The organism is Flavobacterium rhizosphaerae (assembly GCF_046000445.1).
Taxonomy (GTDB): Bacteria; Bacteroidota; Bacteroidia; order Flavobacteriales; family Flavobacteriaceae; genus Flavobacterium; species Flavobacterium rhizosphaerae.
This window is the reverse complement of the sequence record NZ_JBELPZ010000002.1, coordinates 19,022-42,073: the sequence shown is the minus strand read 5'-3', so window position 1 is coordinate 42,073 and position 23,052 is coordinate 19,022. Positions and strand designations below refer to the sequence as shown.

Here is a 23,052-nt window from a genome sequence, read left to right as displayed (position 1 = left end):
TTTATGGACGATATACGATTTTATATAGATTATGTAGCCCGTATTATTGAGGCTACCGGTATTGCAGCAATTCTTATTGGCACTGCATTGGCATTAACCAGGTTTATTTTTACAAAGCAGGGCATGACACCCCGGTCTTACCGTACTTTAAGGCAGGAATTAGGTAAAGCCATATTGCTTGGTCTGGAAATACTGGTAGCGGGAGACATAATATCAACCGTGGTAACAGAGCCAACTATGCAAAAGGTTTTAATTTTAGCAGTAATTGTTCTTATCCGTACTTTTTTAAGCATCTCAATAGAAGTTGAAATTGAAGGCCGGTTTCCATGGCAAAAGAAAAAAGACTGATTTAACAAAAGTTTTGATAAAAGCAATTTTGAGGATTTTACCTTCGTAATATAAATAAAAGTGTTATGTCAGAATTTGTATCAATAGGTTCCAAAATAACTGTAGCAAGCATTAGGGAATATCTTTTTGCAAACAAAATTGAAAAAGGGGATAGCCTTATAGTAAGCCCGGCTGATTATGAACATTTAATTGAAGATAGTAAACGTTCCGGGGAGCCTGTACAGGTGCCCTTAAATATATTAGGTGTTTTGCTGGTTAAAGATAATACAGGCAATGTACCGGTTGGTAAGCTCCGGATTGTTAAAAATGAGAAAATCTGAAGTTTAGTACTATGCTACTACTAGGTATGAGTAAGTCTATTTATTTTTTTTAAGGGGGCTGTTTGAGTATTTTTTATTATAAAGTATTTGTTCAATCGTTGAAACAGAAAGATTATTAAACTCACTGCTTATAATTTTTTTAGCATCTCTGGAGGCTATTTTTTGCGATTTAAGTTCGTGATATCGCGAAACGATTTTTAAATTTCTGTATTTTAAGAAATCACTTACATTCATTTTCTTATATCTTTACCAAAAAATCTTTATATTTATAAATATAAAGATACAAAATATTTTTGTAAAAACAATAATTATTACAACAAAAGCGATAATTTCTTATATGAAAAATTATATTGGATTAAATATTAAATATTTATGTGAAAATAATTTTTTATCGCAGGACGAATTTGGTGCAAAATTTGGACTTAAAAAAAGTGTTGTAGGCACTTATGTACGGGGTATATCTAATCCTAAAATAGAAGTTATTCAAAAAATTTGTACTGAATATAATCTTTCAATAGATGAATTTATTAATCATGATTTATATTTAAAAAACAAAGGCTATACAGCAGGCAAAACAGCGTCTGATGATATAAAAACATTAGCAGAGCCAGACACATTTTCTTATGAAGTAGAGAAAGATGCTTTACGAAAAACCATCGAGGCACAGCAGCAAACTATTGAGGCCATGAAGCTTACGATTGATACGCTGATGAAGAAATAAATATTAGGCTTTTTTTATGACCGGCTTTAAAAATATTGTAATACTTTGGAGTAAAGTTTTTAAAGCTTAAAAACTGGTACATTAACGCATTACTGCCGGAACTAAAACAGCTATGGATACAAAATATAAAATTATAAAAGATGCTTTTGAGCGTGAAGGGATAAAATATTCTAATGCCGAATTTAGCATTACCCAATATTCTTTAAATACTCCACTAAGTTTTAAATTTCAAAGTGCCGGGGATTTATTTGATTTTCTCAATATTACTCCTGATAAAGACAAAGATAAAACCGAGAACGTTAATGCCATGATAATGGATGCAGGCTTAGACCCAGAAAATTTTTTCTTTGTGAATTTTTATAAATCTAAAGTTGCAGAACTTTAACCCTCTTTTTTATGGACTTAAAAAGCTTAATAAACCGTATTGATGTTAGGGCAGAACATGATGATTTTGAAAAAAAATATGAGTATAAAAAAAAGGAAATTAAAAAAGCTGAAGTAAAAAATATTTTTGAAACCTTTAAAAAGTTTTTTAAAGAAAGCAAGCAATTTAAATTTAAGGAAAATGAGCATAGCATAACTGCTATGTACCGCAACCATACTATAAAGCTTGATATGGATATTTATAAAAATCTGGATAATCCTTCTTTTGAGCTTAATGGTATTATAAAAATGTTTGATCAAAAAATATACGATTTTACTGCAAAGGGCGTTTATACGGCAGAGCTTCCGTTACCCGAACAAGATACTGGTGAGTATGAACGTATAGTGCATGATACTACTTTTTTTAAAGATTTTATAAGTGGGAGTATATCATATTCTTTTGTATATATACTTGCCGGAAGTGACATTAAATATAATGACATGAAAAGTTTGTTAATGGCATTATAATACAGACTAACGTTTAATAACAAATAAAAGGATGAAGCTTTTTTCCTTAGTAATATCAATAATCGTTTTCTTTATTTCATTATATTATTTAGTACTTAAATTACCGGCTATTATAACTCTTGATGATACAATATATGTATGTTTATTAGTTATACTTATGGGTATATGTACCTGTGGTATTTTAATAAATGTTGATTTTTTCAAAAGAAAAAAAGGAGCAGTGTTTTTTAGCACAAATTCATTTTCTAAAAGAGTAAATAAAAAATAAGAGCTCCAGTAAGGAGCTCTTATTTTTTATTTACCGTCTTTATCAACTAAGGGGCGTTCTGCGCCGTTGGCCAGTTCCCAGGCTGTGGCAAATACAAGCTGTGCGCGTTTTGCCATCAGGCCATACTCAATTTTATCAGGCGTGTCGGTAGGCATATGGTAATCAGCATGTACCCCGTTAAAATAAAATATAATAGGTATTCCTTTCTTCGCAAAATTATAATGATCGCTCCTAAAGTAAAACTGGTTAGGATCGTTCCTGTCATTATAGGTATAATCCAAATCCAGGTGTGTATATTTTGCATTAGCCTGTTCATTAATATTATGCAGGTCGGTACTCAAACGGTCAGACCCTATAACATATATATAGTTCTCACTATTGGCATGCTCTTTATCGCGGCGTCCAACCATGTCAATATTAAGATCGGCAATAGTGCTGTCAATAGGGTATAGGGGGTGTTCAGAATAGTAGCGAGATCCGTGCAGGCCATGTTCCTCGCCTGTTACATGCAAAAATAATATAGAACGCTTAGGCCCATAGCCATCTTTCTTAGCCTTCATAAACGCTTCTGCTATTTGCAATACCGAAACCGTTCCGGAGCCATCATCATCCGCGCCATTATATACTTCACCATTTTTCATGCCTACATGGTCATAATGTGCCGAAATTATAAGTATTTCTTCTGGTTTTTCCTCGCCTTCTATAAAAGCCCATATATTTTCAGAATCATTAAGCTTTGGGCTAAAGGGGCGTACCATAAATTCTGATGGAACAGTCTGGTACCAGCCATCAGCCGCAGGCGGATAAGAAATACCATTAGCTTTATACTGGCTTATAAGGTAGCGGCCTGCCTTTTTTTGTCCTTCAGTACCGGTATCCCGCCCCTGCATAGAGTCAGATGCTATAATATAAAGGTTCTTTTGCAGGCTGGCCGGTGTAATGGTATTCAGGTATTTAGTAATATCTGCTGTGGCAGGGTCCTTACGTACATTTTTTGAGGGACCACAGGCAATAAAAAGGCTTAGAGCCGAAATAATTAATATCTTCTTCATCTAAACGGAATACAATTATATATGTGATATAGAAAACCTTGCTACTTTTTTTAAGAGTATAAAGCTATTAAAAAATAATAAAAGTCAGTGCTAAAATATTTCATCCAGAAAAAGTATAAAATGCTGCCATGAGCGTTTATCAGCTTTTTCATTATAAGCAGCCCCTTTACTGTTATCATTTCCTGCTTCTTTCTCGGTAAATGCATGTACAGCGTTGCCATAGTAAATCATCTGCCAGTCGGCTTTGCCGTCTTTCATTTCTTTTTGTACCGATTTTATATCGGCTTCCGGTGCGTATGGGTCATCTGCACCGTGCAATATTAATACTTTCGGAACTATCTTGTCATTTGGCCTTGAAGCATCTTTACCCAATCCACCGTGAAAAGATACTACACCTTTTACATTCATATTAGCACGGGCAGCCTCTAGTGCACCCGTACCTCCAAAACAATAACCAATAACTACAATATTATTTGCATCGGCACCAGCTTTAATAAGCTGGTCAAGCGCTGCCTGTATGCGTTTTTGATATTCTTTGTAGTTGTTTTTGTAATATCCGGCCTGTGTACCGGCCTCTTTAGTGTTTGTTGGATATTTACCTTCACCGTATATATCGGCTACAAACGCATAATACCCTTCATGTGCTAATTTTTCTGCTACTTCTTTAGAGTGGTTATTTATTCCCATCCAGGCAGGTAATATTAAAATACCGGCTTTTTGTTTTATAGGCTTGGCGGGTATGGCTGCAAAGCCGTTTAATTTTTGTCCGCCTTCGGTATACGATACCGGTTTTAACTGGGCATTGAGTTGTATAGAAGATACAATTACTAAAATTGAAAATATTTTTTTCATAAAATAAGTATTGATTAGCGCATATAAAGATACGCCTTAAACCTTACAAAATAAATAAATACTTGTTTCAAATATTTCAATTCTGTACATGTTTCAAAAACAATAAATACAGTAAAAATAATGCGCTTTGTACAATCATAAAACCATAATTGTAAGAATAATTCAAACATTTACAAGTATTTGGCTATAAATTTTGATGTTTAAATTCAATTCAATAGATTTGGTTACATCATTATTTTAGCTTGATTTTATCAGGTTTTTATTTACAAACCCCTTTTTAATAATCAACTTACAATGAAAAGAAAATTATTCCTAATACTTTCTGCTATAAGTTTTTCGGTTAGTGCCCAGATACCTATTGATGGCCTGGCTCCTGATTTTACAGCTACAGATATTGATGGCAACCAACACCATTTACAAGAGTATCTTAATGAGGGAAAAACGGTTATACTTGATTTTTTTGCCACTTGGTGCACCCCTTGTTGGGGCTACCACTCTTCACACGTTTTTTCTGATATGTATCAGGCTTATGGCCCTGATGGTTCTGATGAGCTTATAATACTAATGATTGAATGTGATCCGCAAACTAATATGGATGATTTAAAAGGGTTAACTGAAGTAAGCCGGGGAAACTGGCTTAAAGGCACGCCATATCCTGTTATTGATGATCATACTATAAAATATAATTTCCCTGTAAGCGGATATCCTGAATGGATTAAAATATGCCCGGATGGGTCTCAGTTCTACATTCAGGGGTCGGCATCAAATCCTGATGTCTATGGGCATTATACCAATCAAATGTCAGGCTGCAACGGACCGCTGACAGGAATTGAGAATCATGCGGAAATATCAGGCAGCAATATAAGAGTTTGTTCAGGTTCCGGAATAAATGATATTGATTTTGAAGTAATAAACTATGGTACTAATGATATGCAGAGTGTAACAGTGGCACTCAAAAAAAATGGTACGGTTATCCACTCAGAAACGTATGCCGATGAAACTTTTGAAATGTATTCCCGTTTTTCTGCTACACTCAGCAACATAGCATTTAATTCAGGTTATGAATATACCATCGAAGTAACTGAAATAAATGGCCAGCCTGCTTTTAACGGGGCTTTAGAGAGTAATATTATTACTATTGACCCTACACCGCAATCTGGTGGCGATTTAACCATTAAGGTATATACCGACTATTATCCTGCTGAAATAAGCTGGGACATTACCGATACAGAAGGTAATGTACTTATTGGCGATGGCCCTTATCAGGCAGGTAATGATAACATATCAGGCGGGGGTGGCCCCGACGGGCTGGCAGTAAAAAGCTATACGCTAACATTGCCCGAAGATTTGCAGGAATGTTACCATGTAAACCTTTATGATGAATTTGGGGATGGTTGGAACACTGTTCTCGAGTCAGATATTCATACCGGCCTGGAAATTATTTCGAATGGTAACCAGGTACTTTTTATAGACGGTATGACTATTGGCGAGGGAGTAAATGAAAAATATGCCTTTCAGGTTAATGGTAACTTAAGTGCTACCCAAACAATTGAAACTAATCCATTGGTTATTTATCCAAACCCGTCACAGGGTATTTTTAATTTTACTACCCAAAATCCTGTAAGCATCACCGTTATAGATGTTACAGGAAAAGTTGTTTATACTGCTTCAGGTATTAATAATAACGATGCTATTAACTTAAGTTCCCTGCAAAAAGGTATATATATTGCGAGAGTTAAGGGAACCGATAGCGAAAAGATTCAAAAACTGGTAATTAATTAATCTAGCTATATTTATTTAAAACAAAATCAGCGGGAATTCCCGCTGATTTTGTTGATATAAGCGGCAATAGAAATACTATTAAGCAATAGTAACTTCTTTTGATAAATATACATCCTGAATACCATTAAGCAATTGTATGCCTTCTTCAAACGGGCGTTGAAAAGCTTTGCGACCCAGTATCAGCCCGGTGCCGCCGGCACGTTTATTAATAACGGATGTTTTTATGGCATCGGCAAAATCTGATGCGCCTTTAGATTCTCCACCCGAATTTATAAGCCCGGCACGCCCGGCATAGCAGTTTAATACCTGATAGCGGCATAGGTCAACCGGGTGGTCAGATGATAATTCACTGTACATCTTTGGGTCGCTTTTTGCAAATTTAATGGCAGTAAAGCCACCGTTATTCACGGCCAGTTTTTGTTTAATAATATCCGCCTGTATGGTAACGCCCAAATGGTTAGCCTGTCCAGTAACATCTGCCGCAGTTTCATAATTTACGCTGTCTTTGGTATAATCGCTGTTACGGGTATAGCACCATAAAATAGTAGCCATACCCAGTTGATGGGCGCGTTCAAAAGCTTTAGCTACTTCAACAATCTGGCGGTTAGAGTTTTCAGAACCAAAATATATGGTGGCACCCACAGCCGTTGCCCCAAGGTTCCACGCATCATCTACACTGCCATACATAATCTGGTCATATTTGGTTGGGTAGGTAAGTAACTCATTGTGGTTTATCTTTACAATAAAAGGAATTTTGTGGGCATATTTTCTTGAAAGAAAGGCCAGCCCCCCAAAAGTGGTAGCTACAGCATTGCAACCGCCTTCAATAGCAAGTTTTATAATATTTTCGGGGTCAAAATAAATAGGGTTTGCTGCAAAGGCACTTCCGGCAGTATGTTCAATACCCTGATCAACCGGCAGTATAGAAATATATCCTGAACCTGCCAGCCTGCCGTGGTTATATAATGAGCTCAGGCTGCGCAGTACCTGCGGGCTGCGGTTACTCTGTGCAAATATATCGTCAATAAAGGTAGGTGAGGGGGTATGCAGTAAATCTTTGGGTATTTTGGGGCTGTTAAAACCCAACAGGCTTTCTGCTTCATTGCCCAAAGCCTGTTCTATATCTTTATAAGTCATCTTGTAAGTATTTAATTTACTATAAAGTTACGCATTAACTGCTAAAATAACTTTAAGCACATGTTAAACCTGTTGCATATACCATACTATAATCCGTAAATTTTAAAGGGTTTTTATTGCACGGCTCTTTTACTGCTATGCTTTTTTTCTGTATTTTTACACTCCAAACCAAATACGCATTATGAGCCAGAAAATATTGCTCACTTCAGGGGAAGTCAATATCATTTTACACCGTTTGGCCTGCCAGTTAATAGAAAAACACCTTGATTTTTCTGATACAGTACTTATTGGCCTTCAGCCCCGCGGACGCTTTTTGGCTGAACGCATTAAAGAAATACTGGAGAAAGAATATAATGTGAAGGAAGTAAAACTTGGGTTTTTAGATATCACATTTTTCAGGGATGATTTTCGCCGCGGCGATAAACCGCTTGAAGCCAATAAAACCGAAATTAATTTTTTGGTTGAAGGTAAAAAAGCGGTATTTATAGATGATGTATTGTACACCGGCCGCAGCATACGTGCCGCACTTACAGCCATACAATCATTCGGAAGGCCTTCATTAATAGAGTTAATGGTGTTGATAGACAGGCGTTTTAGCCGCCACCTGCCCATACAGCCCGATTATAGGGGGCGGCAGGTAGATGCCATTAATAACGAAAAGGTAAAGGTGCAGTGGCAGGGCCATGACGGAGAAGAAGACAGCGTATTTTTAGTATAAGAGTTTACAATTAAACACCAATGAAGCAACTAAGCGTTAATCACTTATTAGGCATAAAGTATATCAATAAAGAGGATATAGACCTTATATTTGAAACAGCCGACCAGTTTAAGGAGGTTATTAACCGGCCTATTAAAAAAGTTCCATCGCTGCGCGATATTACCATAGCAAATATATTTTTTGAGAACAGTACCCGTACACGCCTTTCTTTTGAGCTTGCACAAAAAAGGCTTTCAGCCGATGTGATAAGCTTTTCAGCAGCGCAATCGTCAGTTAAAAAAGGCGAAACACTTATAGATACAGTAAATAACATACTTTCTATGAAGGTAGATATGGTTGTAATGCGGCATGAAAAGCCGGGTGCTGCCCATTTTCTTTCTAAAAATGTAAATGCAAGTATAGTAAATGCGGGTGATGGTGCCCATGAACACCCTACGCAGGCTCTGTTGGACTCGTTTACAATAAGGCAGTCATTAGGCGGCGTTGAAGGAAAAAAAGTAGTTATAGTGGGAGATATATTACACTCACGCGTAGCGCTTTCTAATATATTTGCCTTACAGATGCAGGGCGCAGAAGTAAGGGTTTGCGGCCCTAAAACATTAATTCCGCGCTATATAGAATCGCTTGGGGTAAAGGTAGAACCCAATCTGCGCAAAGCAATGGAGTGGGCCGATGTAGCCAATATGCTAAGGGTACAAAATGAACGGCTTGATGTAAATTATTTTCCGTCAACCAGAGAATATACCCAGCAGTATGGCGTAGATAAAGCCTTTTTAGATTCGCTGGATAAAGAAATTGTAATTATGCACCCCGGCCCTATAAACCGCGGCGTAGAAATAACCAGTGATGTGGCCGACTCTCAGCAATCGGTAATTTTGGAGCAGGTAGAAAATGGTGTGGCAGTACGTATGGCTGTAATTTACCTTTTGGCATCAAAAATAAAACAATAAGTTTCCGTTCCTAATAAAAGCCATTGCTGGTTAACTTCCGGGTTAGTAATGCAGCATTAGCCTCTAAAAATAATTGTATGAAAGTTGATAAAAAAGGAGATACAGTAATACTCAGGCATACTAAAGGAGATGTACATTCCTTTTCAGAAAAGATAACCGGAGAATATAACTCATTTAAAGAAAGCCATATTATAATAGACCTTACGCATGATACAAGTGTGGGCCTTAGTGATGTGCTTTTATTCCTTACCCTTTCCAATAAGCACCGCAAGGCAAAAAAATCATTTGTTATTGTAGTAAATGACTTTGATTTTGATGAGGCACCGGAAGAAATGGTGCTGGTACCTACTTTGCTGGAAGCACATGATATTATACAAATGGAGGAGATTGAGAGAGACCTGGGCTTTTAACCCGTTAATGGATAATTACTTATAATGAAACTTACTATACTGGGCTGTTATGCGGCAACCCCGCGTTCTATGACAAATCCTACATCGCAGGTACTTGAAATTAAAAATAAAATGTTTTTGATTGATTGCGGCGAAGGTACACAGGTACAGCTCAGGAAAAACAAACTCAAGTTCTCCAAAATAAGCCATATTTTTATTTCGCACCTGCATGGCGACCATTTTTTCGGGCTTATTGGGCTTATATCCACATTTTCTTTATTAGGGCACCAGAAAGACCTGCACATATACGGTCCCAAAGGAATTAAAGAAGTCACGCTGCTGCAGTTAAAACTTTCTGCTTCCTGGACCAGCTATAACCTTTATTTTCATGAATTAGAATCACGCATGCCAGAAGTGGTGTATGAAGACAGTAAAGTAAAAGTAACCACTATACCCCTGAAACACCGGATATATACTAACGGCTACTTATTTGAGGAAAAACCCGCCGAACGAAAATTAAATATCGACGCAGCGCAGGAGTATGAGATAGATACCTGTTATTTTCAGAAAATAAAAAATGGTGCCGATATTACGCTTGATGATGGCCGGGTTATATCCAACAGCACACTTACTTTTGATCCTCCGGCACCACTTAGTTATGCTTTTTGTAGTGATACCCAGTATCTGGAAGATATTGTGCCACAATTACGCAATGTAGATGTGCTGTACCATGAAAGTACATTTTTAGAAAAAGAGGGGCATTTATGTGAGCGTACCATGCACAGCACTGCACAGCAAGCAGCAACCATTGCCAAACTGGCAAATGCCGGAAAACTAATCTTAGGGCATTTTTCTACCCGATATGAGGGTATAGAACCATTTAAAAGTGAAGCCATTGAGATATTTGCCAATACAGAACTGGCAGATGACGGCAAAGTTTTTGAATTTTAACCTATATTTTACCGTAATACATAGCCTTAACTATACCATCTGCAAGGCCAATTTTAGGTACATATATATGCCGTGCGCCGCTCCATTTCATGGCGTTAAGATAAATACGTGTTGCATATATAATCACATCGGCCCTGTCAGGGTTTAGCCCAAGGTCCGCCACGCGCTGCTCATAGGTCATGTTGTTGAGCATCTGGTACTGTGAGTTTACATAGAAATAGGTGAGAGGCTTATCCTGCTTTTTGCCGGAAAGCTTAAACAATTTATTAATGTTACCGCCAGACCCTATAAGGGTAATACCATCATAAGGCTCTGTTACCGTTTTTATCCATTTTTCTATTTCCAGCCACACCACATTGTTTACCATATTATTTAACAGGCGCACAGTACCGTTTTTAAATGATTTTGAAGCAACAATTTTACCTTTAGAAAATAAGGAGAACTCTGTACTGCCGCCACCAACATCTACAAATAAATAATTATGGTCTGGTTTAATAAATTCATGTAGGTCAGTCTCCGCAATAATCGAAGCTTCTTTTTTGCCGTCAATAATTTCAATCTTAATATCGGCTTCCTGTTGTATAATATCTATTATTTCCTTGCTGTTATAAGCCTCGCGCATTGCTGATGTGGCACAACCCATATACCTTTCTACTTTATGCACTTTCATCAGCAGCTTGTATGCTTTCATAGCATCAACCATGCGCTGTATATTTTCTTCGGTTATTTCTCCCACCGTAAAGGCATCCTGGCCCAGCCTTATAGGTACACGTACCAATGAACTTTTACTAAAATGGGTTTCTTTACCTTCCTGCTCAACAATATTAGTAACCAATAACCTTACAGCATTAGAGCCTATATCTATAGCAGCATATTTTTTTATATTAATCATTTATACATTTTACAGTATTCAAAAAAAATTATAGTTCCTCATAAATTACCTCCAGCTTATCCCGGTAGTAATTATAAGTTTCCAGTTGCGCCCGGAATACTTTTGCGTCCGATTTTTTACGGTATTTGTTTTCAAGGTTTTCAGAGTGCAGCCTTGCTTTTACATTTCCTTTCCACCCAATTTCAAAAGTATCAATAAGCTCCTGCTTTATTTCTTTATCATATATAGGGCAGGTTACCTCTACGCGGGAGTCAAGGTTACGGGTCATAAAATCAGCTGAAGATATAAATACATCCGGTTCTCCGCTGTTTGCAAAAATATATATACGTGAATGTTCAAGATAATTGTCAACAATACTTATAGCTTCTATATTTTCACTCATATCTTTTACCCCCGGTATAAGGCAGCACATACCTCTTATAATTAACTGAATCTGTACACCTTCGCGGCTTGCCTCATACAATTTATCAATCATTTTAAAATCGGTAAGGCTATTCATTTTCAGCTTGATATACGCTTCTTTTCCGGCTATGGCGTTGAGTATTTCCCTGTCTATAAGTTTATAAAATTTATTACGGGTATAATGGGGAGATACAAAAAGGTGTTTATAGCGATATACTTTATAATTTACATCAAAAAAGTCAAAAACACGGCTAATGTCTTTCATAATCTGCTGGTGGGCGGTAAGGAGCGTAACATCGGTATATATCTTGGCGGTAGACTCATTAAAGTTTCCAGTAGAAATAAAACCGTAGCGTTTAACCTTTCCGCTTTCAAGCCGTTCTACCAGGCAGATTTTACTGTGAATTTTAAGTCCCTTAATACCAAATATAAGGTTTATACCCTCCGTCTGCATCAGTTCGGAGTAATGAATGTTGCTGGCTTCATCAAAACGGGCCTGCAGCTCTATTTGTACGGTAACTTTTTTACCGTTTTTAGCAGCATTAATAAGCGAGCTTACAATTTGTGAATTGCGAGCCAGCCTGTACAGCGTAATTTTAATGGATATAACTTTGGGGTCCAGTGCAGCCTCCCGTAAAAACTTTATTACGTAGGAGAATGACTGGTAAGGTGCATATATTAGATAATCTTTTTTCTTTATTTTTTGTAATACGCTACCCTCTAAAGATAAACCTGTAACGGGTAGGGCTACATTATGCTCATAAAGCAAATCATACCGCCCAAGCGTTGGGAAACCCATGTAATCCCTGCGATTGTGGTAGCGCCCGCCGGGTATAATACTATCACTGGAATCTATTTGCAAATTGGTAAGAAAGTAATCAACCATTTCCTGCTCCATATCCTGGTCATACACAAAACGTACCGGCTCTCCAATACGGCGGTCTTTTACACTAAGCGATATTTTTTCCATAAGGCTTTTGCTTTGGTCTGTATCAAGTTCAAGCTGGGCATCACGGGTAATTTTAATCATGTAGGCGCTAATGCTTTCATAATTAAATATATTAAATATCTGGTGTAGGTTAAGCCTTATAACATCATCTAAAAGAATTACATACTGTTTTTTGTCTGTTGAAGGAAGTATTAAAAAACGGCTTACCGTTTTAGGCATTTCTATAATAGCATAGCGCTTAGGCTTAGATGAGAATAGTATGCTTTTATTACTGCTTTTTTCTGGTGCCTTTGTTTTCATTTCCAGTTTCACAGCCAAGTAACCTGAGGTATCTTTTAAAAGCGGAAATTCTTTAAGCTCATCAAGCATTATAGTTAACAGTTCCGGGGCAACCTTTTGTATAAAAAAATCTTTAACAAACAATTCCTGCTCTTTATTAAGCTCGGTTTCGTTTACCATAAAAATGTTTTCTTTTTCGAGTTCCCGCTCAATATTGCTTAATATCCTAAGGCTTTCAGATTGCTGCTCTATGGCTATATCTGTAATTTCCTTTAGCAATTCCTGCGCAGAGTTAGCTCTGGGGAGTTCTTCGCTTATAATGCCATCAAGTGCCTGCCTACGTATTGCAGCATAGCGCACCCTGAAAAATTCATCAAAATTGTTTGAAAATATACCTAAAAAGCGCAGCCTGTCTAATAATGGTACATTGGTATCGGCTGCTTCCTGAAGTACCCTGGCATTAAATGCCAGCCAGCTTTTTTCTCTGTCAATATACCTGTTTACCGGTGAGTGGTGGATCATATTTTTTTAAGTCACTTGGAAATAATACTTTTTCTGTCTTACCTCTGTTTATGGACTTCCAATCTTTTACATCAAAAGAAAGGTGTACAAAACCTGCCGTGGGCACATTTTTTAGGGCACGGCTCCCAAAGATATTAACAAAATTAGTAATAGCGTCATTATGTCCAAAAAGAATTAAGTTATCAAATTGGTCGTTACAGTTTCTTATTACTTTTTCCAGTGCTTTTTCATCAAAAGTATATAAGTCATCTTTTAGTATAATGCTTTCTGTAGGTATTAAAAGATTTTCTGCAAAAATATAAGCCGTATTTTTAGCTCTTAGCGCAGTACTGCTCCATACTATATAAGAAGCAGGCAGTTCCTCTTCTATATTTGCCGCCATTAAATGCGCATCGTTAATTCCCCTTGTAGAAAGGGGTCTTTCTTTATCGTTAACCGGTGCATCCCAGCTTGATTTTGCATGGCGGATGAGGATTAAATTTTTCATACCTTGAGATTTAATATTCCTGAAATTTAAATATCATAAAAAATAAGTCACAACGGTTTATAAAAAATGTTAATTTGGTATTAAAATTATATTTCGCCATTGGATTTTACTCTAAAGATATTAAGATAAGTAACCCTAATTAGAAAATATGAGCATTGAATTACAATGGACTATTGCCGGAGTATTAATTCCTATTATATTTTATCTTGTCGATAAATACCTTAATGCTAGTACAAGAGCTGCAAAAAAATATTTAATTTATAAATGGCTTGAAAATAAAAAGATAAATAAGAAACTTCAAAATACCATTTATGAATTTGCCATGAAATATGACGGATGGAATTATAAATCATTTACAGACTCAAATCTTACCTACAAAGATTTCTATAATAATCTTAAAGAAAAGTATGATTTAGAATATTCAGACGTGGCATATTCTGTATTAAAAAAGATGAAGTTGACTAAATATCAAATAGATGAGTTTATAGCTAAGCTTAAAATTCAAGAAGATAACTTAAACCTTTTACAAAACAGTATAGATGTAATCATTAAGAAATATGAACAGGAAAATACTCTTAAATAAATCTTAAAATAAAAAACTACCAAAAATTGATAGATTTATATTTATAAAAAACTATTGGTACAAAATTTCTATAGCTAATTAAAATTATCAGGGTGCCAGTCTTTCTGCTTTCCATGATAGATCTTCATTGACGGTATAGCGTATACGGTCGTGCAGGCGGTTGGGGCGTCCTTGCCAAAATTCCATTTCAACAGGCTTTACAATATAGCCTCCCCAGTGGGCAGGGCGGGGTACTTCTTTACCTTCATATTCATTTTCAAGTTGAGCGAGCTTTTCGTTAAGGTATTGACGTGACGGAATTACTTCACTTTGTGGGGAAACTACTGCACCAAGCTGGCTGCCGTGCGGGCGGCTCTCAAAATAACCGTCTGAATTGTTTTCAGTTACTTTTTCGGCTTTACCTTTTATAATAACCTGCCGCTCGGTTTCATACCAGAAAAAAGACAGGCACACATTGGGGTTGGCAGCAATAGCCCTTCCTTTTTCAGAATTATAATTGGTATAAAAAATAAAGCCTTCATAGGTAAATTGTTTAAGCAATACCACTCTTGATTTTGGATAACCATCAAGCCCTATTGTAGCAACAGTCATTGCGTTTACCTCGCTCGCACTTCCGTAAGCTTCGGTTTCTATAAACCAGTTCCTGAAAAGTGTTATAGGGTCTTCGGGAAGATTTTCTTCGGTAAGCTCACTTTTTTCATATACCCTTCGGTAATTACTTAAATCATTGTCCATAATAAATTGTATAAAAACAAAGTTACATATTGGGGCATATATTCCCTAATAAAAAAGAGGCTTACAAAGCCTCTTTTACAAATTTTACTTTTTTAAGTATGTATTAAAATATTCTGCTATTTTTTTATTGAGATGGTACCTGTCTTTACCACGCACATTATGCTCATGGGTTGGGTATAAAAAGTAATCTACCTGCTTGCCATTGGCAATACACGCCTGTATAAACTCCATACTATGCTGCTGAACCACCACGTTATCCTGTGCGCCATGTATTACCAGCAAATGGCCCTGTAATTTTGGTGCTTTATCAATTACGTTTGTTTCAGCATAGCCTTCAGGGTTTTCCTGAGGCATATCCATATAGCGTTCACCGTACATTACTTCATAATACTTCCAGTCACATACAGGGCCACCGGCCACACCAACTTTAAATGTATCGGCATGATCTAACATTAGGGAAGTTGTCATAAAACCACCAAAGCTCCAGCCATACACACCAATACGGTCAGCATCAACAAAAGATTTTGACTTAAGGAAATCAATACCCTTCATTTGGTCGGCCATTTCGTTAACCCCAAGCCTACGGTGTACTACATGCTCAAAATCACGTCCTCGTGCATCACTGCCGCGGTTATCAAGCGTAAATACCACATAACCGTTTTGAGCCATGTAATAATCAAAAAGGCGCGCACCGCCCAGCCAGTCGTTTGTAACAAGCTGTGCATGTGGGCCGCCATATACATATACCATAACCGGATATTTTTTTGACGCATCAAAATCTGCCGGATATATAATCCTGCCGTTTAGCGGTGTTTTACCATCAGCCGCCGTAAGGCTTACCAATTCCATTTTTGGCAGGTTTGTTTGTCCTGTAAAAGGGTTTTCTGCTTTAAAAAGGGTAGTGGCCTTGCCGTTTTTAGTAGTGATAATGCTTACATCATTTGGCGTAGTGGTATTACTAAAGCTGTCCTGTGCCAGTTCTCCGTCGCTGCTCACAATGTCGGTATGTGTGCCAGAGGTGGTAGTGATTTGTGTGGTTTTACCCGTCTTTAAATTTACTTTATACAACTGCCTGTCGAGTCCTGTATTGGCAGTGCCTGTATAAAACACATTTTTAGCATCTTTATCAAAGCTATGCAGGTTGATAATAACCACATTGCCAAACCCCAGGTTTTTTAAAAGTTTTCCATCTGTATTATAAAGATAAAGCTGCTCATAACCATCTTTTTCGCTACGATATAAAAACTGGTCGTTATGGCCGGGTACAAAAGTTAGGTCGTGTAACGGCTCAACATACGTTTTAGATTCTTCCTCAAAAAGCGTTCTAATAAAGTTGCCTGTAGCGGCATCATATTTATTTAATTTAAGATGATTTTGCTCCCGGTTTAGCACCCCAACATAAACATTTTTGCTGTCGGGCGACCATGTTACGCAGGTTAAAAATTGCTCTTTAGGCCCTTCGGTTTTAAGGGTAGTTTTTTGCTGAGTGGCTATATTATAAACAACCAGTGTAACTTCCTCGCTTTTCATACCTGCCATAGGGTATTTAATATCTTTAACTTCGGCAATGCGGGTATCCCACTGCACTAATGGGAAATCGGCTACCATAGTTTCAGCCTTGCGGTAATAGAGCAGGTTTTTACTGTCAGGGCTCCACCACATCCCTTTATCAATACCAAACTCCTGGCGATGTACATAATCGCTGCCGTTTACAATGCCTTTATCAGCATCATTGGTAACTTTAATGTCTTTTCCAGCATCGGCCGTAATAACAATATTGTTTTCCTGTAGCCAAGCCAGGTTTTTACCATCAGGTGATATATAATTTTGGGAATCTGAAACGTGGGCAAAAGCGTTTATAACAGTCTTAGTTCCAACATCAAAAAGCACAGCATAACTATTATCTTCTGAATCAGCTTCAAAAACAATGGTATTTTTATCTTTCCAGGAATAGCCATAAGGAAATATCTGTAACGCAAACTTTGTATTCGGATATTTTACCTTTAAGGCATTACCCAGGTCTTCCTTTGTTAAAAATGTCTTTTCTTCCCAATTTCCATTTTCACTGCGCCCTATTAATTTTTGGTATGTATCGTCAAGATAGGTCAGCGTATGGGTATCGGGCCTCCATTGTGGCGAAACAAGGCTTTTTGGTGCATATTGCTGATATTGTCCATAAGTGGCCTCTTCTATAGTAAGGTTGTGTTGTGCGGTAGCTGCTGCACCTGATAAAAGGAACAGCCATAAAAATTTTTTCATTATATCTGTATTGTTTCAACCGCTAAAATACAAATAACTGTTTTGTTTTAAAGCGGGTTTTTTAAACATCCTTTTTTAACGTACTTTGCAATAATAAAATCTGGTTATGGAAAAACAAAATGACCCTGAACTTTTAAGGGAGCACCTTGCAAATGAGCGTACCTTTTTGGCATGGTTACGCACCTCTATAGGTATTATGGCCTTTGGTTTTGTAGTGGTTAAATTTTCTCTTTTTGTAAAACAGATAGCTTTTAGCCTGGGTACCGATGCCGTAGTGCCCAACCGGGGCTATTCTGCCGCTATTGGTATATTGCTGGTTAGCGTAGGGGCATTAATGTGTTTGTTTTCTTTTATAAGATACAAACGTACCGAGAAACTTATACGTAACAGGGCATACCGCCACAATTCTGCTTTATTAATTGTAATAACGGCAGCGGTATTGCTCATGAGCGTTGCCCTGATATTGTATCTGATAGAAACTACTTAATAATCCCGAGTTCTGCCATGCACTGCCGCATCATACTATAGGTGCGCTCAATATCATTATCAAGCCCTATAGAAAAACGTATCAGTCCATCACTAAGGCCCATTTGTTTTTGTTCCTCTGCGGGTATTTCACTTGAGGTAGAGCTTCCGGGCGCGCTGAATAATGTTTTATAAAAACCGAGGCTCACGGCAAGGTAACCCAAATTGCGGTGCTGCATCAGCTCCATAAGCTCATTGGCTTTATCCAGGCTGCCTACATCTATGGTAAGTAAACCGCCAAAACCATATTCAGGGTTAATCATTCCCTTATATTTGTTATGTCCCCTGTGGCTTTCAAGGCCGGGGTAAACTACGGTAAGCCCATCCTGTTCAAAATGTTGTGCAAGGTGCAGTGCATTATAACTATGCTGTTTTATACGTATGTGCAGGGTACGCAGGTTTTTTAGTATACTGGCGGCCCGAAGGCTATCCATAGTAGGGCCAAGCAACATAGCAGCGCCTGCATTTACATTTCGAAGGTCATCAATAAACTGCTGAGTACCGCATATAACACCGCCAACGGTATCACTACTGCCGTTAATAAACTTGGTAAGGCTGTGTATTACCACATCTGCCCCCAGTTTGTATGGTGAAACCGACAGTGGAGAAAAAGTATTGTCAACCACCAGTGCCAGGTTGTGTTTTTTAGCAATACCAGCAAGTGTTTCAATATCGGCAATCTCTAACAGTGGATTGCTCACGGTTTCACAATATAATACTTTAGATGTGGGCGTTATGGCCGCTTCAACCGCTTCAGGGTTGGTAATATCCACAAAAGATGTGCTTATACCAAATCCCGGTAGAAAATTCTTCATAAAAGCATACGTGCCTCCATATACCGTTCGGCTGCTAATAATACTATCGCCGCCTTTGCAAAGCTGTAATAAAACAGAGGTTATAGCCCCCATGCCGGATGCTGTTACATTAGCAGCCTCAGTACCTTCCATAGCAGCCAGTGCCTGACCTAAATACAAGTTACTGGGCGAAGAGTGCCGCGAGTACAAGTAACAGCCTTCGGCGTTACCTTCAAATGTATCAAACATGGTTTTGGCAGAAAGAAAGGTATAGGTGGAAGAATCTGATATGGATGGGTTTACGCCTCCAAATTCGCCAAAATATTGTAAATCCTGAATGTTATCTGCGGGATTAAATTCTTTCATAATGTGTGTGTTTATTTATTACAAAATGATGTATTTTGGGCTGTATTATCAATAGTATGTATTTATAATAGTTTATTATACTATATTATAGTATAATTGTAGTTTTTTATTCTGTATTACTAGTTATGGTTTAATATTTAAAGAAAATTTTTCATATGGAATTAGACAGCACCGATAAAAAAATATTACAGTACTTGCAGGAAGACAGCACGCCCACCACAAAGGCTTTATCTCTAAAGCTGGACTTATCGGTTACTGCCGTTTATGAGCGCATAAAAAAACTGGAACGCAACGGTATTATTGATAAATATGTTGCTGTGCTTAATCCGGCCAAGGCAGGCAAAGGGTTTTTAGTATTTTGCCATCTTAAATTACTACAGCATACACGGGATTATTTGACTAAATTTGAAAAAGAAGTTATAAAGCTTGAAGAGGTATTGGAGTGTTATCATGTAAGTGGTGATTATGACTATATTTTAAAAATTGTAGTAGCTGATATGACAGCTTATCGCGAATTTATGGTAACAAAACTCACCACCCTGCAACATATAGGGAGCACCCACAGCACTTTTGTTATAAATGAAGTAAAAAACACAAACATCATTGTTTTATAATGAAGCAATAAAAAATAGTATATTTGATTTAATTAAAAACATTATAGTTATGAAAAAAACCAACCTGATTATGGTTTTATTGTTACAACTCACTATAAATGCTTTTGCCCAAAAAGCGCCACAAACCAAAGTAGCACAGGGCATTTTAGAGGGTATGGTGTTGCCTACGGGCATAGAAAACTATAGAGGTATACCCTTTGCACAGCCACCTGTAGGTAACCTGCGCTGGAAGGCTCCGCAACCACCACAAAATTGGGATGGAGTACGCAAGGCTACAACATTTGGCGCCAGCCCTATGCAAAAGCCCGTATATGGGGATATGATGTTTAGGGCACCAAAAATGAGCGAGGATTGCCTGTACCTTAATGTATGGACACCCGCTAAGAAAGCAAATGAAAAATTACCGGTATTGGTTTATTTTTATGGCGGGGGCTTTGTAGCAGGAGACGGATCTGAATATCGTTATGATGGTGAAAGCCTTGCGCAAAAAGGCATCGTAACTGTAACACTTAATTACAGGTTAGGTATATTTGGTTTTTTCAGTCACCCCGGGCTTACAAAAGAATCGCCCAACCACGCTTCGGGCAATTACGGTTTATTAGACCAGAATGCTGCACTAAAATGGGTAAAAGAAAACATAGCCTCCTTTGGTGGAGATCCCGATAAAATTACTATTGCCGGGGAGTCTGCCGGGTCTATTTCGGTGTGTGCCCAAATGGCTTCACCACTATCAAAAGGTTTATTTACACAGGCCATAGGGCAAAGCGGTGGTATGATTTCTCCAACTTTTGTACCAGTAGCCATGAAAGATAATGAAAAGCGGGGCGAAACTTTTGCTGAAAAAGCAGGAGTTTCCTCTTTAGAAGCGCTCAGGGCTATCCCCGCAGAAACATTACTTGATGAGGCATCTAAATGGGGGGCTTTCAACACTTCGGTTGTGATTGATGGCTATTTTTTACCAAAACCCCCGGAAGAGGTGTTTGCTGCGGGAGAGCAGGAAAAAGTGCCGCTGCTGGCAGGATGGACAAATGCAGAAATGCCTTATCAGGCCTTTATGATGGGGCAGTACCCTAATCCCGAAAATTATACAAAAATTGTTCAGGAACGCTTTGGTAAAGATCAGGCAGAAATCGTATTTGAGCTTTACCCAGGAGGTAATGAGCAAGAGGTAATACAATCGGCCACTGCACTGGCAAGTGATGGTTTTATAGTGCTGAGTACCTGGAAATGGCTCAACCTGCACCGCAAAACATCTGGAGAGCCTGTTTATGCCTATACCTTTAGTAAAGCAAGGCCACCAATGAGAGCCGAAATGGGAAATGCCAAAACCGGGCTTGCGGGTGGTATTATAAAAGATGACGGGGAGAAAAAAGAAGAAAATAAAATGCCGGAGGCCTTAAAGGGCGCTTCACATGCCAGTGATATTGAATATTTACTGGGAAACTTAGCTACAAATAAAGTATTTAGCTGGACGGAAGATGATTATACGGTTTCTAAATTTGGTGAAGAATACTTTGCTAATTTTATAAAAACAGGTAATCCTAATGGTAAAAAGCTTCCGGTTTGGCCTGCAAGCAGTGCAACCGGGCTTATGAATATTATGGATATTAATGTAGCTCCAAAAGCAGCTCCGGATGAAAATGAAAGCAGGTATTTATTTCTGGATAAATTTTATAAGTCAAAAAAATAGTTGTTTTGTTTGGTATTGAAAACGGGAAGAGGAATGTAAATTCCTCTTTTTTATTTGGGGCAATCTGAATGTTATTAACTAACTTTGCTTTACAAAATTAAAAACCATCATTACACTATGAGTTCATTTGACGTTGTCGTTATAGGCTCGGGTCCGGGCGGTTATGTGGCTGCCATCCGCGCTGCACAATTAGGCTTCAATACTGCAATTATAGAAAAATACCCAACCCTTGGCGGCACCTGCCTTAATGTAGGCTGTATTCCCAGCAAAGCGTTGTTAGACTCTTCACACCATTATCATGATGCCCATGCTACTTTTAAAGAGCACGGTATTGATATTGAAGGAGAAATAAAAGTAAATTTTGAGCAGATGATTGCCCGCAAACAGGGCGTTGTAGACCAAAATGTGAGTGGTATTAAATACCTGATGGATAAAAACAAGATTACTGTTTTAGAAGGTGTTGGCTCGTTTGAAGATGCTACCCATATAAAAGTTACCAAAAACGATGGGGCAGAGGAAACCATAGAGGCTAAATATACTATTATAGCTACAGGTTCTAAACCTTCTTCGTTACCTTTCATCAAAATAGATAAAGAAAAGATAATCACATCTACCGAAGCCTTAAAGCTTAAAGAAGTGCCTAAACACTTAATTGTAATTGGTGGTGGTGTTATTGGGCTTGAGCTTGGGCAGGTATACCTGCGCCTTGGGGCACAGGTAAGCGTTGTGGAGTATCTTGACCGTATTATACCGGGCATGGATGCCTCGCTGAGCAAAGAGCTTACCAAGGTGCTTAAAAAGCAGGGCATGAAGTTTTATACTTCACACAAAGTAAAATCTGTTGAGCGTGAAGGTGAAGGCGTAAAAGTTGAAGCAGAAAACAGTAAGGGAGAAACCATCACCCTTGATGGCGATTATGCTTTGGTGTCAGTAGGGCGCAGGCCTTTTACCGAAGGCCTTAATGCTGATAAAGCCGGGGTAAAAATCTCTGAAAGGGGACAGGTTGAGGTAAACGAACACCTGCAAACTAATGTGCCTAATATTTATGCTATTGGCGACGTTGTACGTGGTGCAATGCTTGCCCACAAAGCAGAAGAAGAAGGGGTTTTTGTTGCCGAAACTATTGCAGGCCAAAAACCACACATAGATTATAATCTCATACCGGGTGTAGTATATACCTGGCCAGAAGTAGCTGCAGTGGGTAAAACCGAAGAGCAGCTTAAAGAAGCTGGAATAGAGTATAAATCAGGTAGTTTCCCGTTTAAGGCACTTGGCCGTAGCCGTGCCAGTATGGATACTGATGGTTTTGTGAAAATTCTTGCCGATGCCAAAACAGATGAGGTTTTGGGTGTACACATGATTGGTGCCCGTACAGCCGACCTTATTGCCGAAGCGGTAACCGCTATGGAGTTCCGCGCTTCTGCTGAAGATATCTCAAGGATGAGCCATGCCCACCCAACCTATGCCGAAGCCGTTAAAGAAGCCGCACTTGCCGCTACTGATAACAGGCCAATACACTTATAATTCATTTAAATTTATATCACAAACCCGCTTTAAAGCGGGTTTGTGTTTATTG

At 38.1% G+C, this 23,052-nt stretch carries 24 protein-coding genes; 15 read left to right on the top strand and 9 right to left on the bottom strand.

The features are described 5' to 3' along the window. Window positions 1-3 precede the first annotated feature (3 nt). From ABS766_RS02595 to ABS766_RS02575, 5 genes are all read left to right on the top strand, one after another. Window positions 4-348 (top strand): DUF1622 domain-containing protein, encoded by a 345-nt coding sequence (locus ABS766_RS02595; RefSeq protein ID WP_408083544.1) that lies wholly within the window; start codon window positions 4-6, stop codon window positions 346-348. A 65-nt stretch (window positions 349-413) separates the two neighbouring features. Then, a complete protein-coding gene (locus ABS766_RS02590; RefSeq protein ID WP_408083543.1) occupies window positions 414-668 on the top strand; it encodes a hypothetical protein in 255 nt (84 codons plus the stop codon). Window positions 669-1,005: 337 nt separating this feature from the next. Continuing rightward, a complete protein-coding gene (locus ABS766_RS02585; RefSeq protein ID WP_408083542.1) occupies window positions 1,006-1,389 on the top strand; it encodes a helix-turn-helix domain-containing protein in 384 nt (127 codons plus the stop codon). Between the two features lie 112 nt (window positions 1,390-1,501). Continuing rightward, window positions 1,502-1,774, top strand: a complete 273-nt coding sequence (locus ABS766_RS02580; protein WP_408083541.1) for a hypothetical protein — start codon at window positions 1,502-1,504, stop codon at window positions 1,772-1,774. A gap of 11 nt (window positions 1,775-1,785) precedes the next feature. After that, complete coding sequence (locus ABS766_RS02575; protein WP_408083540.1) at window positions 1,786-2,280, top strand: hypothetical protein; 495 nt, start codon at window positions 1,786-1,788, stop codon at window positions 2,278-2,280. Window positions 2,281-2,574: 294 nt separating this feature from the next. Here ABS766_RS02575 and ABS766_RS02570 read toward each other — a convergent pair whose 3' ends face one another. Both ABS766_RS02570 and ABS766_RS02565 read right to left on the bottom strand, forming a co-directional pair. Then, complete coding sequence (locus ABS766_RS02570) at window positions 2,575-3,600, bottom strand: M28 family metallopeptidase (protein WP_408083539.1); 1,026 nt, start codon at window positions 3,598-3,600, stop codon at window positions 2,575-2,577. A 90-nt stretch (window positions 3,601-3,690) separates the two neighbouring features. After that, on the bottom strand, window positions 3,691-4,452 hold the full coding sequence (locus ABS766_RS02565; RefSeq protein WP_408083538.1) for a dienelactone hydrolase family protein: 762 nt from the start codon (window positions 4,450-4,452) through the stop codon (window positions 3,691-3,693). A 294-nt stretch (window positions 4,453-4,746) separates the two neighbouring features. Between ABS766_RS02565 and ABS766_RS02560 the strand changes: the two genes are divergently transcribed. Next, a complete protein-coding gene (locus ABS766_RS02560; RefSeq protein WP_408083537.1) occupies window positions 4,747-6,234 on the top strand; it encodes a T9SS type A sorting domain-containing protein in 1,488 nt (495 codons plus the stop codon). A gap of 78 nt (window positions 6,235-6,312) precedes the next feature. Here the strand turns inward: ABS766_RS02560 and ABS766_RS02555 are convergent, their stop codons facing one another. Further along, window positions 6,313-7,371: a class I fructose-bisphosphate aldolase gene (locus ABS766_RS02555; protein WP_408083536.1), complete on the bottom strand. Its 1,059-nt coding sequence runs from the start codon at window positions 7,369-7,371 to the stop codon at window positions 6,313-6,315. Between the two features lie 181 nt (window positions 7,372-7,552). Between ABS766_RS02555 and pyrR the strand changes: the two genes are divergently transcribed. The 4 genes from pyrR to ABS766_RS02535 all read left to right on the top strand — a co-directional run bounded on the left by pyrR (window position 7,553) and on the right by ABS766_RS02535 (window position 10,379). Beyond that, the gene (gene pyrR / locus ABS766_RS02550; RefSeq protein WP_408083535.1) at window positions 7,553-8,089 is read left to right on the top strand and encodes a bifunctional pyr operon transcriptional regulator/uracil phosphoribosyltransferase PyrR; all 537 of its coding nucleotides are present in this window, start codon (window positions 7,553-7,555) and stop codon (window positions 8,087-8,089) included. Window positions 8,090-8,109: 20 nt separating this feature from the next. Next, window positions 8,110-9,039, top strand: coding sequence for an aspartate carbamoyltransferase catalytic subunit (locus ABS766_RS02545; protein ID WP_408083534.1), 930 nt, complete (start codon window positions 8,110-8,112; stop codon window positions 9,037-9,039). A gap of 77 nt (window positions 9,040-9,116) precedes the next feature. Continuing rightward, entirely contained in the window at window positions 9,117-9,449 is a 333-nt protein-coding gene (locus ABS766_RS02540) for a ribonuclease Z (protein WP_408083533.1), read from the top strand. Between the two features lie 24 nt (window positions 9,450-9,473). Further along, the gene (locus tag ABS766_RS02535; protein ID WP_408083532.1) at window positions 9,474-10,379 is read left to right on the top strand and encodes a ribonuclease Z; all 906 of its coding nucleotides are present in this window, start codon (window positions 9,474-9,476) and stop codon (window positions 10,377-10,379) included. Window position 10,380: 1 nt separating this feature from the next. Here the strand turns inward: ABS766_RS02535 and ABS766_RS02530 are convergent, their stop codons facing one another. The 3 genes from ABS766_RS02530 to ABS766_RS02520 are packed head-to-tail and all read right to left on the bottom strand — an operon-like array spanning window position 10,381 to window position 13,910. Then, on the bottom strand, window positions 10,381-11,271 hold the full coding sequence (locus tag ABS766_RS02530; RefSeq protein WP_408083531.1) for a Ppx/GppA phosphatase family protein: 891 nt from the start codon (window positions 11,269-11,271) through the stop codon (window positions 10,381-10,383). Window positions 11,272-11,299: 28 nt separating this feature from the next. Beyond that, window positions 11,300-13,423, bottom strand: a complete 2,124-nt coding sequence (gene ppk1, locus ABS766_RS02525) for a polyphosphate kinase 1 (RefSeq protein WP_408083530.1) — start codon at window positions 13,421-13,423, stop codon at window positions 11,300-11,302. Further along, entirely contained in the window at window positions 13,389-13,910 is a 522-nt protein-coding gene (locus tag ABS766_RS02520; protein WP_408083529.1) for a SixA phosphatase family protein, read from the bottom strand. The genes ppk1 and ABS766_RS02520 overlap by 35 nt, the downstream gene beginning before the upstream one ends. 148 nt (window positions 13,911-14,058) lie before the next feature. Between ABS766_RS02520 and ABS766_RS02515 the strand changes: the two genes are divergently transcribed. Next, window positions 14,059-14,493 (top strand): hypothetical protein, encoded by a 435-nt coding sequence (locus ABS766_RS02515; RefSeq protein WP_408083528.1) that lies wholly within the window; start codon window positions 14,059-14,061, stop codon window positions 14,491-14,493. Window positions 14,494-14,580: 87 nt separating this feature from the next. Here the strand turns inward: ABS766_RS02515 and pdxH are convergent, their stop codons facing one another. Together pdxH and ABS766_RS02505 are read right to left on the bottom strand one after the other, a co-directional pair. Next, window positions 14,581-15,228, bottom strand: a complete 648-nt coding sequence (pdxH, locus tag ABS766_RS02510; RefSeq protein WP_408083527.1) for a pyridoxamine 5'-phosphate oxidase — start codon at window positions 15,226-15,228, stop codon at window positions 14,581-14,583. 84 nt (window positions 15,229-15,312) lie between these two features. Beyond that, window positions 15,313-17,487: a S9 family peptidase gene (locus ABS766_RS02505; protein WP_408083525.1), complete on the bottom strand. Its 2,175-nt coding sequence runs from the start codon at window positions 17,485-17,487 to the stop codon at window positions 15,313-15,315. Window positions 17,488-17,593: 106 nt separating this feature from the next. Between ABS766_RS02505 and ABS766_RS02500 the strand changes: the two genes are divergently transcribed. Next, window positions 17,594-17,974, top strand: coding sequence for a YidH family protein (locus tag ABS766_RS02500; protein ID WP_408083524.1), 381 nt, complete (start codon window positions 17,594-17,596; stop codon window positions 17,972-17,974). Here the strand turns inward: ABS766_RS02500 and ABS766_RS02495 are convergent. Next, window positions 17,967-19,172 (bottom strand): aminotransferase class I/II-fold pyridoxal phosphate-dependent enzyme, encoded by a 1,206-nt coding sequence (locus tag ABS766_RS02495; protein WP_408083523.1) that lies wholly within the window; start codon window positions 19,170-19,172, stop codon window positions 17,967-17,969. The genes ABS766_RS02500 and ABS766_RS02495 overlap by 8 nt on opposite strands. Window positions 19,173-19,327: 155 nt before the next feature. On the opposite strand from ABS766_RS02495, the gene ABS766_RS02490 reads away from it, so the two are divergent. The 3 genes from ABS766_RS02490 (at window position 19,328) to lpdA (ending at window position 23,000) form a co-directional block, all read left to right on the top strand. Further along, window positions 19,328-19,786 (top strand): Lrp/AsnC family transcriptional regulator, encoded by a 459-nt coding sequence (locus ABS766_RS02490; protein ID WP_408083522.1) that lies wholly within the window; start codon window positions 19,328-19,330, stop codon window positions 19,784-19,786. Window positions 19,787-19,835: 49 nt separating this feature from the next. Beyond that, window positions 19,836-21,476: a carboxylesterase/lipase family protein gene (locus ABS766_RS02485; RefSeq protein ID WP_408083521.1), complete on the top strand. Its 1,641-nt coding sequence runs from the start codon at window positions 19,836-19,838 to the stop codon at window positions 21,474-21,476. Between the two features lie 117 nt (window positions 21,477-21,593). Beyond that, the gene (lpdA, locus tag ABS766_RS02480) at window positions 21,594-23,000 is read left to right on the top strand and encodes a dihydrolipoyl dehydrogenase (RefSeq protein WP_408083520.1); all 1,407 of its coding nucleotides are present in this window, start codon (window positions 21,594-21,596) and stop codon (window positions 22,998-23,000) included. Window positions 23,001-23,052 lie beyond the last annotated feature (52 nt).

Excerpts from the sequence above, each read along its gene's own strand:
- ABS766_RS02595 (WP_408083544.1), top strand. The coding sequence starts at position 4 with ATGGACGATATACGATTTTATATAGATTATGTAGCCCGTATTATTGAG.
- ABS766_RS02590 (WP_408083543.1), top strand. The coding sequence starts at position 414 with ATGTCAGAATTTGTATCAATAGGTTCCAAAATAACTGTAGCAAGCATT.
- ABS766_RS02585 (WP_408083542.1), top strand. The coding sequence starts at position 1,006 with ATGAAAAATTATATTGGATTAAATATTAAATATTTATGTGAAAATAAT.
- ABS766_RS02580 (WP_408083541.1), top strand. The coding sequence starts at position 1,502 with ATGGATACAAAATATAAAATTATAAAAGATGCTTTTGAGCGTGAAGGG.
- ABS766_RS02575 (WP_408083540.1), top strand. The coding sequence starts at position 1,786 with ATGGACTTAAAAAGCTTAATAAACCGTATTGATGTTAGGGCAGAACAT.
- ABS766_RS02570 (WP_408083539.1), bottom strand. The coding sequence starts at position 3,600 with ATGAAGAAGATATTAATTATTTCGGCTCTAAGCCTTTTTATTGCCTGT.
- ABS766_RS02565 (WP_408083538.1), bottom strand. The coding sequence starts at position 4,452 with ATGAAAAAAATATTTTCAATTTTAGTAATTGTATCTTCTATACAACTC.
- ABS766_RS02560 (WP_408083537.1), top strand. The coding sequence starts at position 4,747 with ATGAAAAGAAAATTATTCCTAATACTTTCTGCTATAAGTTTTTCGGTT.
- ABS766_RS02555 (WP_408083536.1), bottom strand. The coding sequence starts at position 7,371 with ATGACTTATAAAGATATAGAACAGGCTTTGGGCAATGAAGCAGAAAGC.
- pyrR (WP_408083535.1), top strand. The coding sequence starts at position 7,553 with ATGAGCCAGAAAATATTGCTCACTTCAGGGGAAGTCAATATCATTTTA.
- ABS766_RS02545 (WP_408083534.1), top strand. The coding sequence starts at position 8,110 with ATGAAGCAACTAAGCGTTAATCACTTATTAGGCATAAAGTATATCAAT.
- ABS766_RS02540 (WP_408083533.1), top strand. The coding sequence starts at position 9,117 with ATGAAAGTTGATAAAAAAGGAGATACAGTAATACTCAGGCATACTAAA.
- ABS766_RS02535 (WP_408083532.1), top strand. The coding sequence starts at position 9,474 with ATGAAACTTACTATACTGGGCTGTTATGCGGCAACCCCGCGTTCTATG.
- ABS766_RS02530 (WP_408083531.1), bottom strand. The coding sequence starts at position 11,271 with ATGATTAATATAAAAAAATATGCTGCTATAGATATAGGCTCTAATGCT.
- ppk1 (WP_408083530.1), bottom strand. The coding sequence starts at position 13,423 with ATGATCCACCACTCACCGGTAAACAGGTATATTGACAGAGAAAAAAGC.
- ABS766_RS02520 (WP_408083529.1), bottom strand. The coding sequence starts at position 13,910 with ATGAAAAATTTAATCCTCATCCGCCATGCAAAATCAAGCTGGGATGCA.
- ABS766_RS02515 (WP_408083528.1), top strand. The coding sequence starts at position 14,059 with ATGAGCATTGAATTACAATGGACTATTGCCGGAGTATTAATTCCTATT.
- pdxH (WP_408083527.1), bottom strand. The coding sequence starts at position 15,228 with ATGGACAATGATTTAAGTAATTACCGAAGGGTATATGAAAAAAGTGAG.
- ABS766_RS02505 (WP_408083525.1), bottom strand. The coding sequence starts at position 17,487 with ATGAAAAAATTTTTATGGCTGTTCCTTTTATCAGGTGCAGCAGCTACC.
- ABS766_RS02500 (WP_408083524.1), top strand. The coding sequence starts at position 17,594 with ATGGAAAAACAAAATGACCCTGAACTTTTAAGGGAGCACCTTGCAAAT.
- ABS766_RS02495 (WP_408083523.1), bottom strand. The coding sequence starts at position 19,172 with ATGAAAGAATTTAATCCCGCAGATAACATTCAGGATTTACAATATTTT.
- ABS766_RS02490 (WP_408083522.1), top strand. The coding sequence starts at position 19,328 with ATGGAATTAGACAGCACCGATAAAAAAATATTACAGTACTTGCAGGAA.
- ABS766_RS02485 (WP_408083521.1), top strand. The coding sequence starts at position 19,836 with ATGAAAAAAACCAACCTGATTATGGTTTTATTGTTACAACTCACTATA.
- lpdA (WP_408083520.1), top strand. The coding sequence starts at position 21,594 with ATGAGTTCATTTGACGTTGTCGTTATAGGCTCGGGTCCGGGCGGTTAT.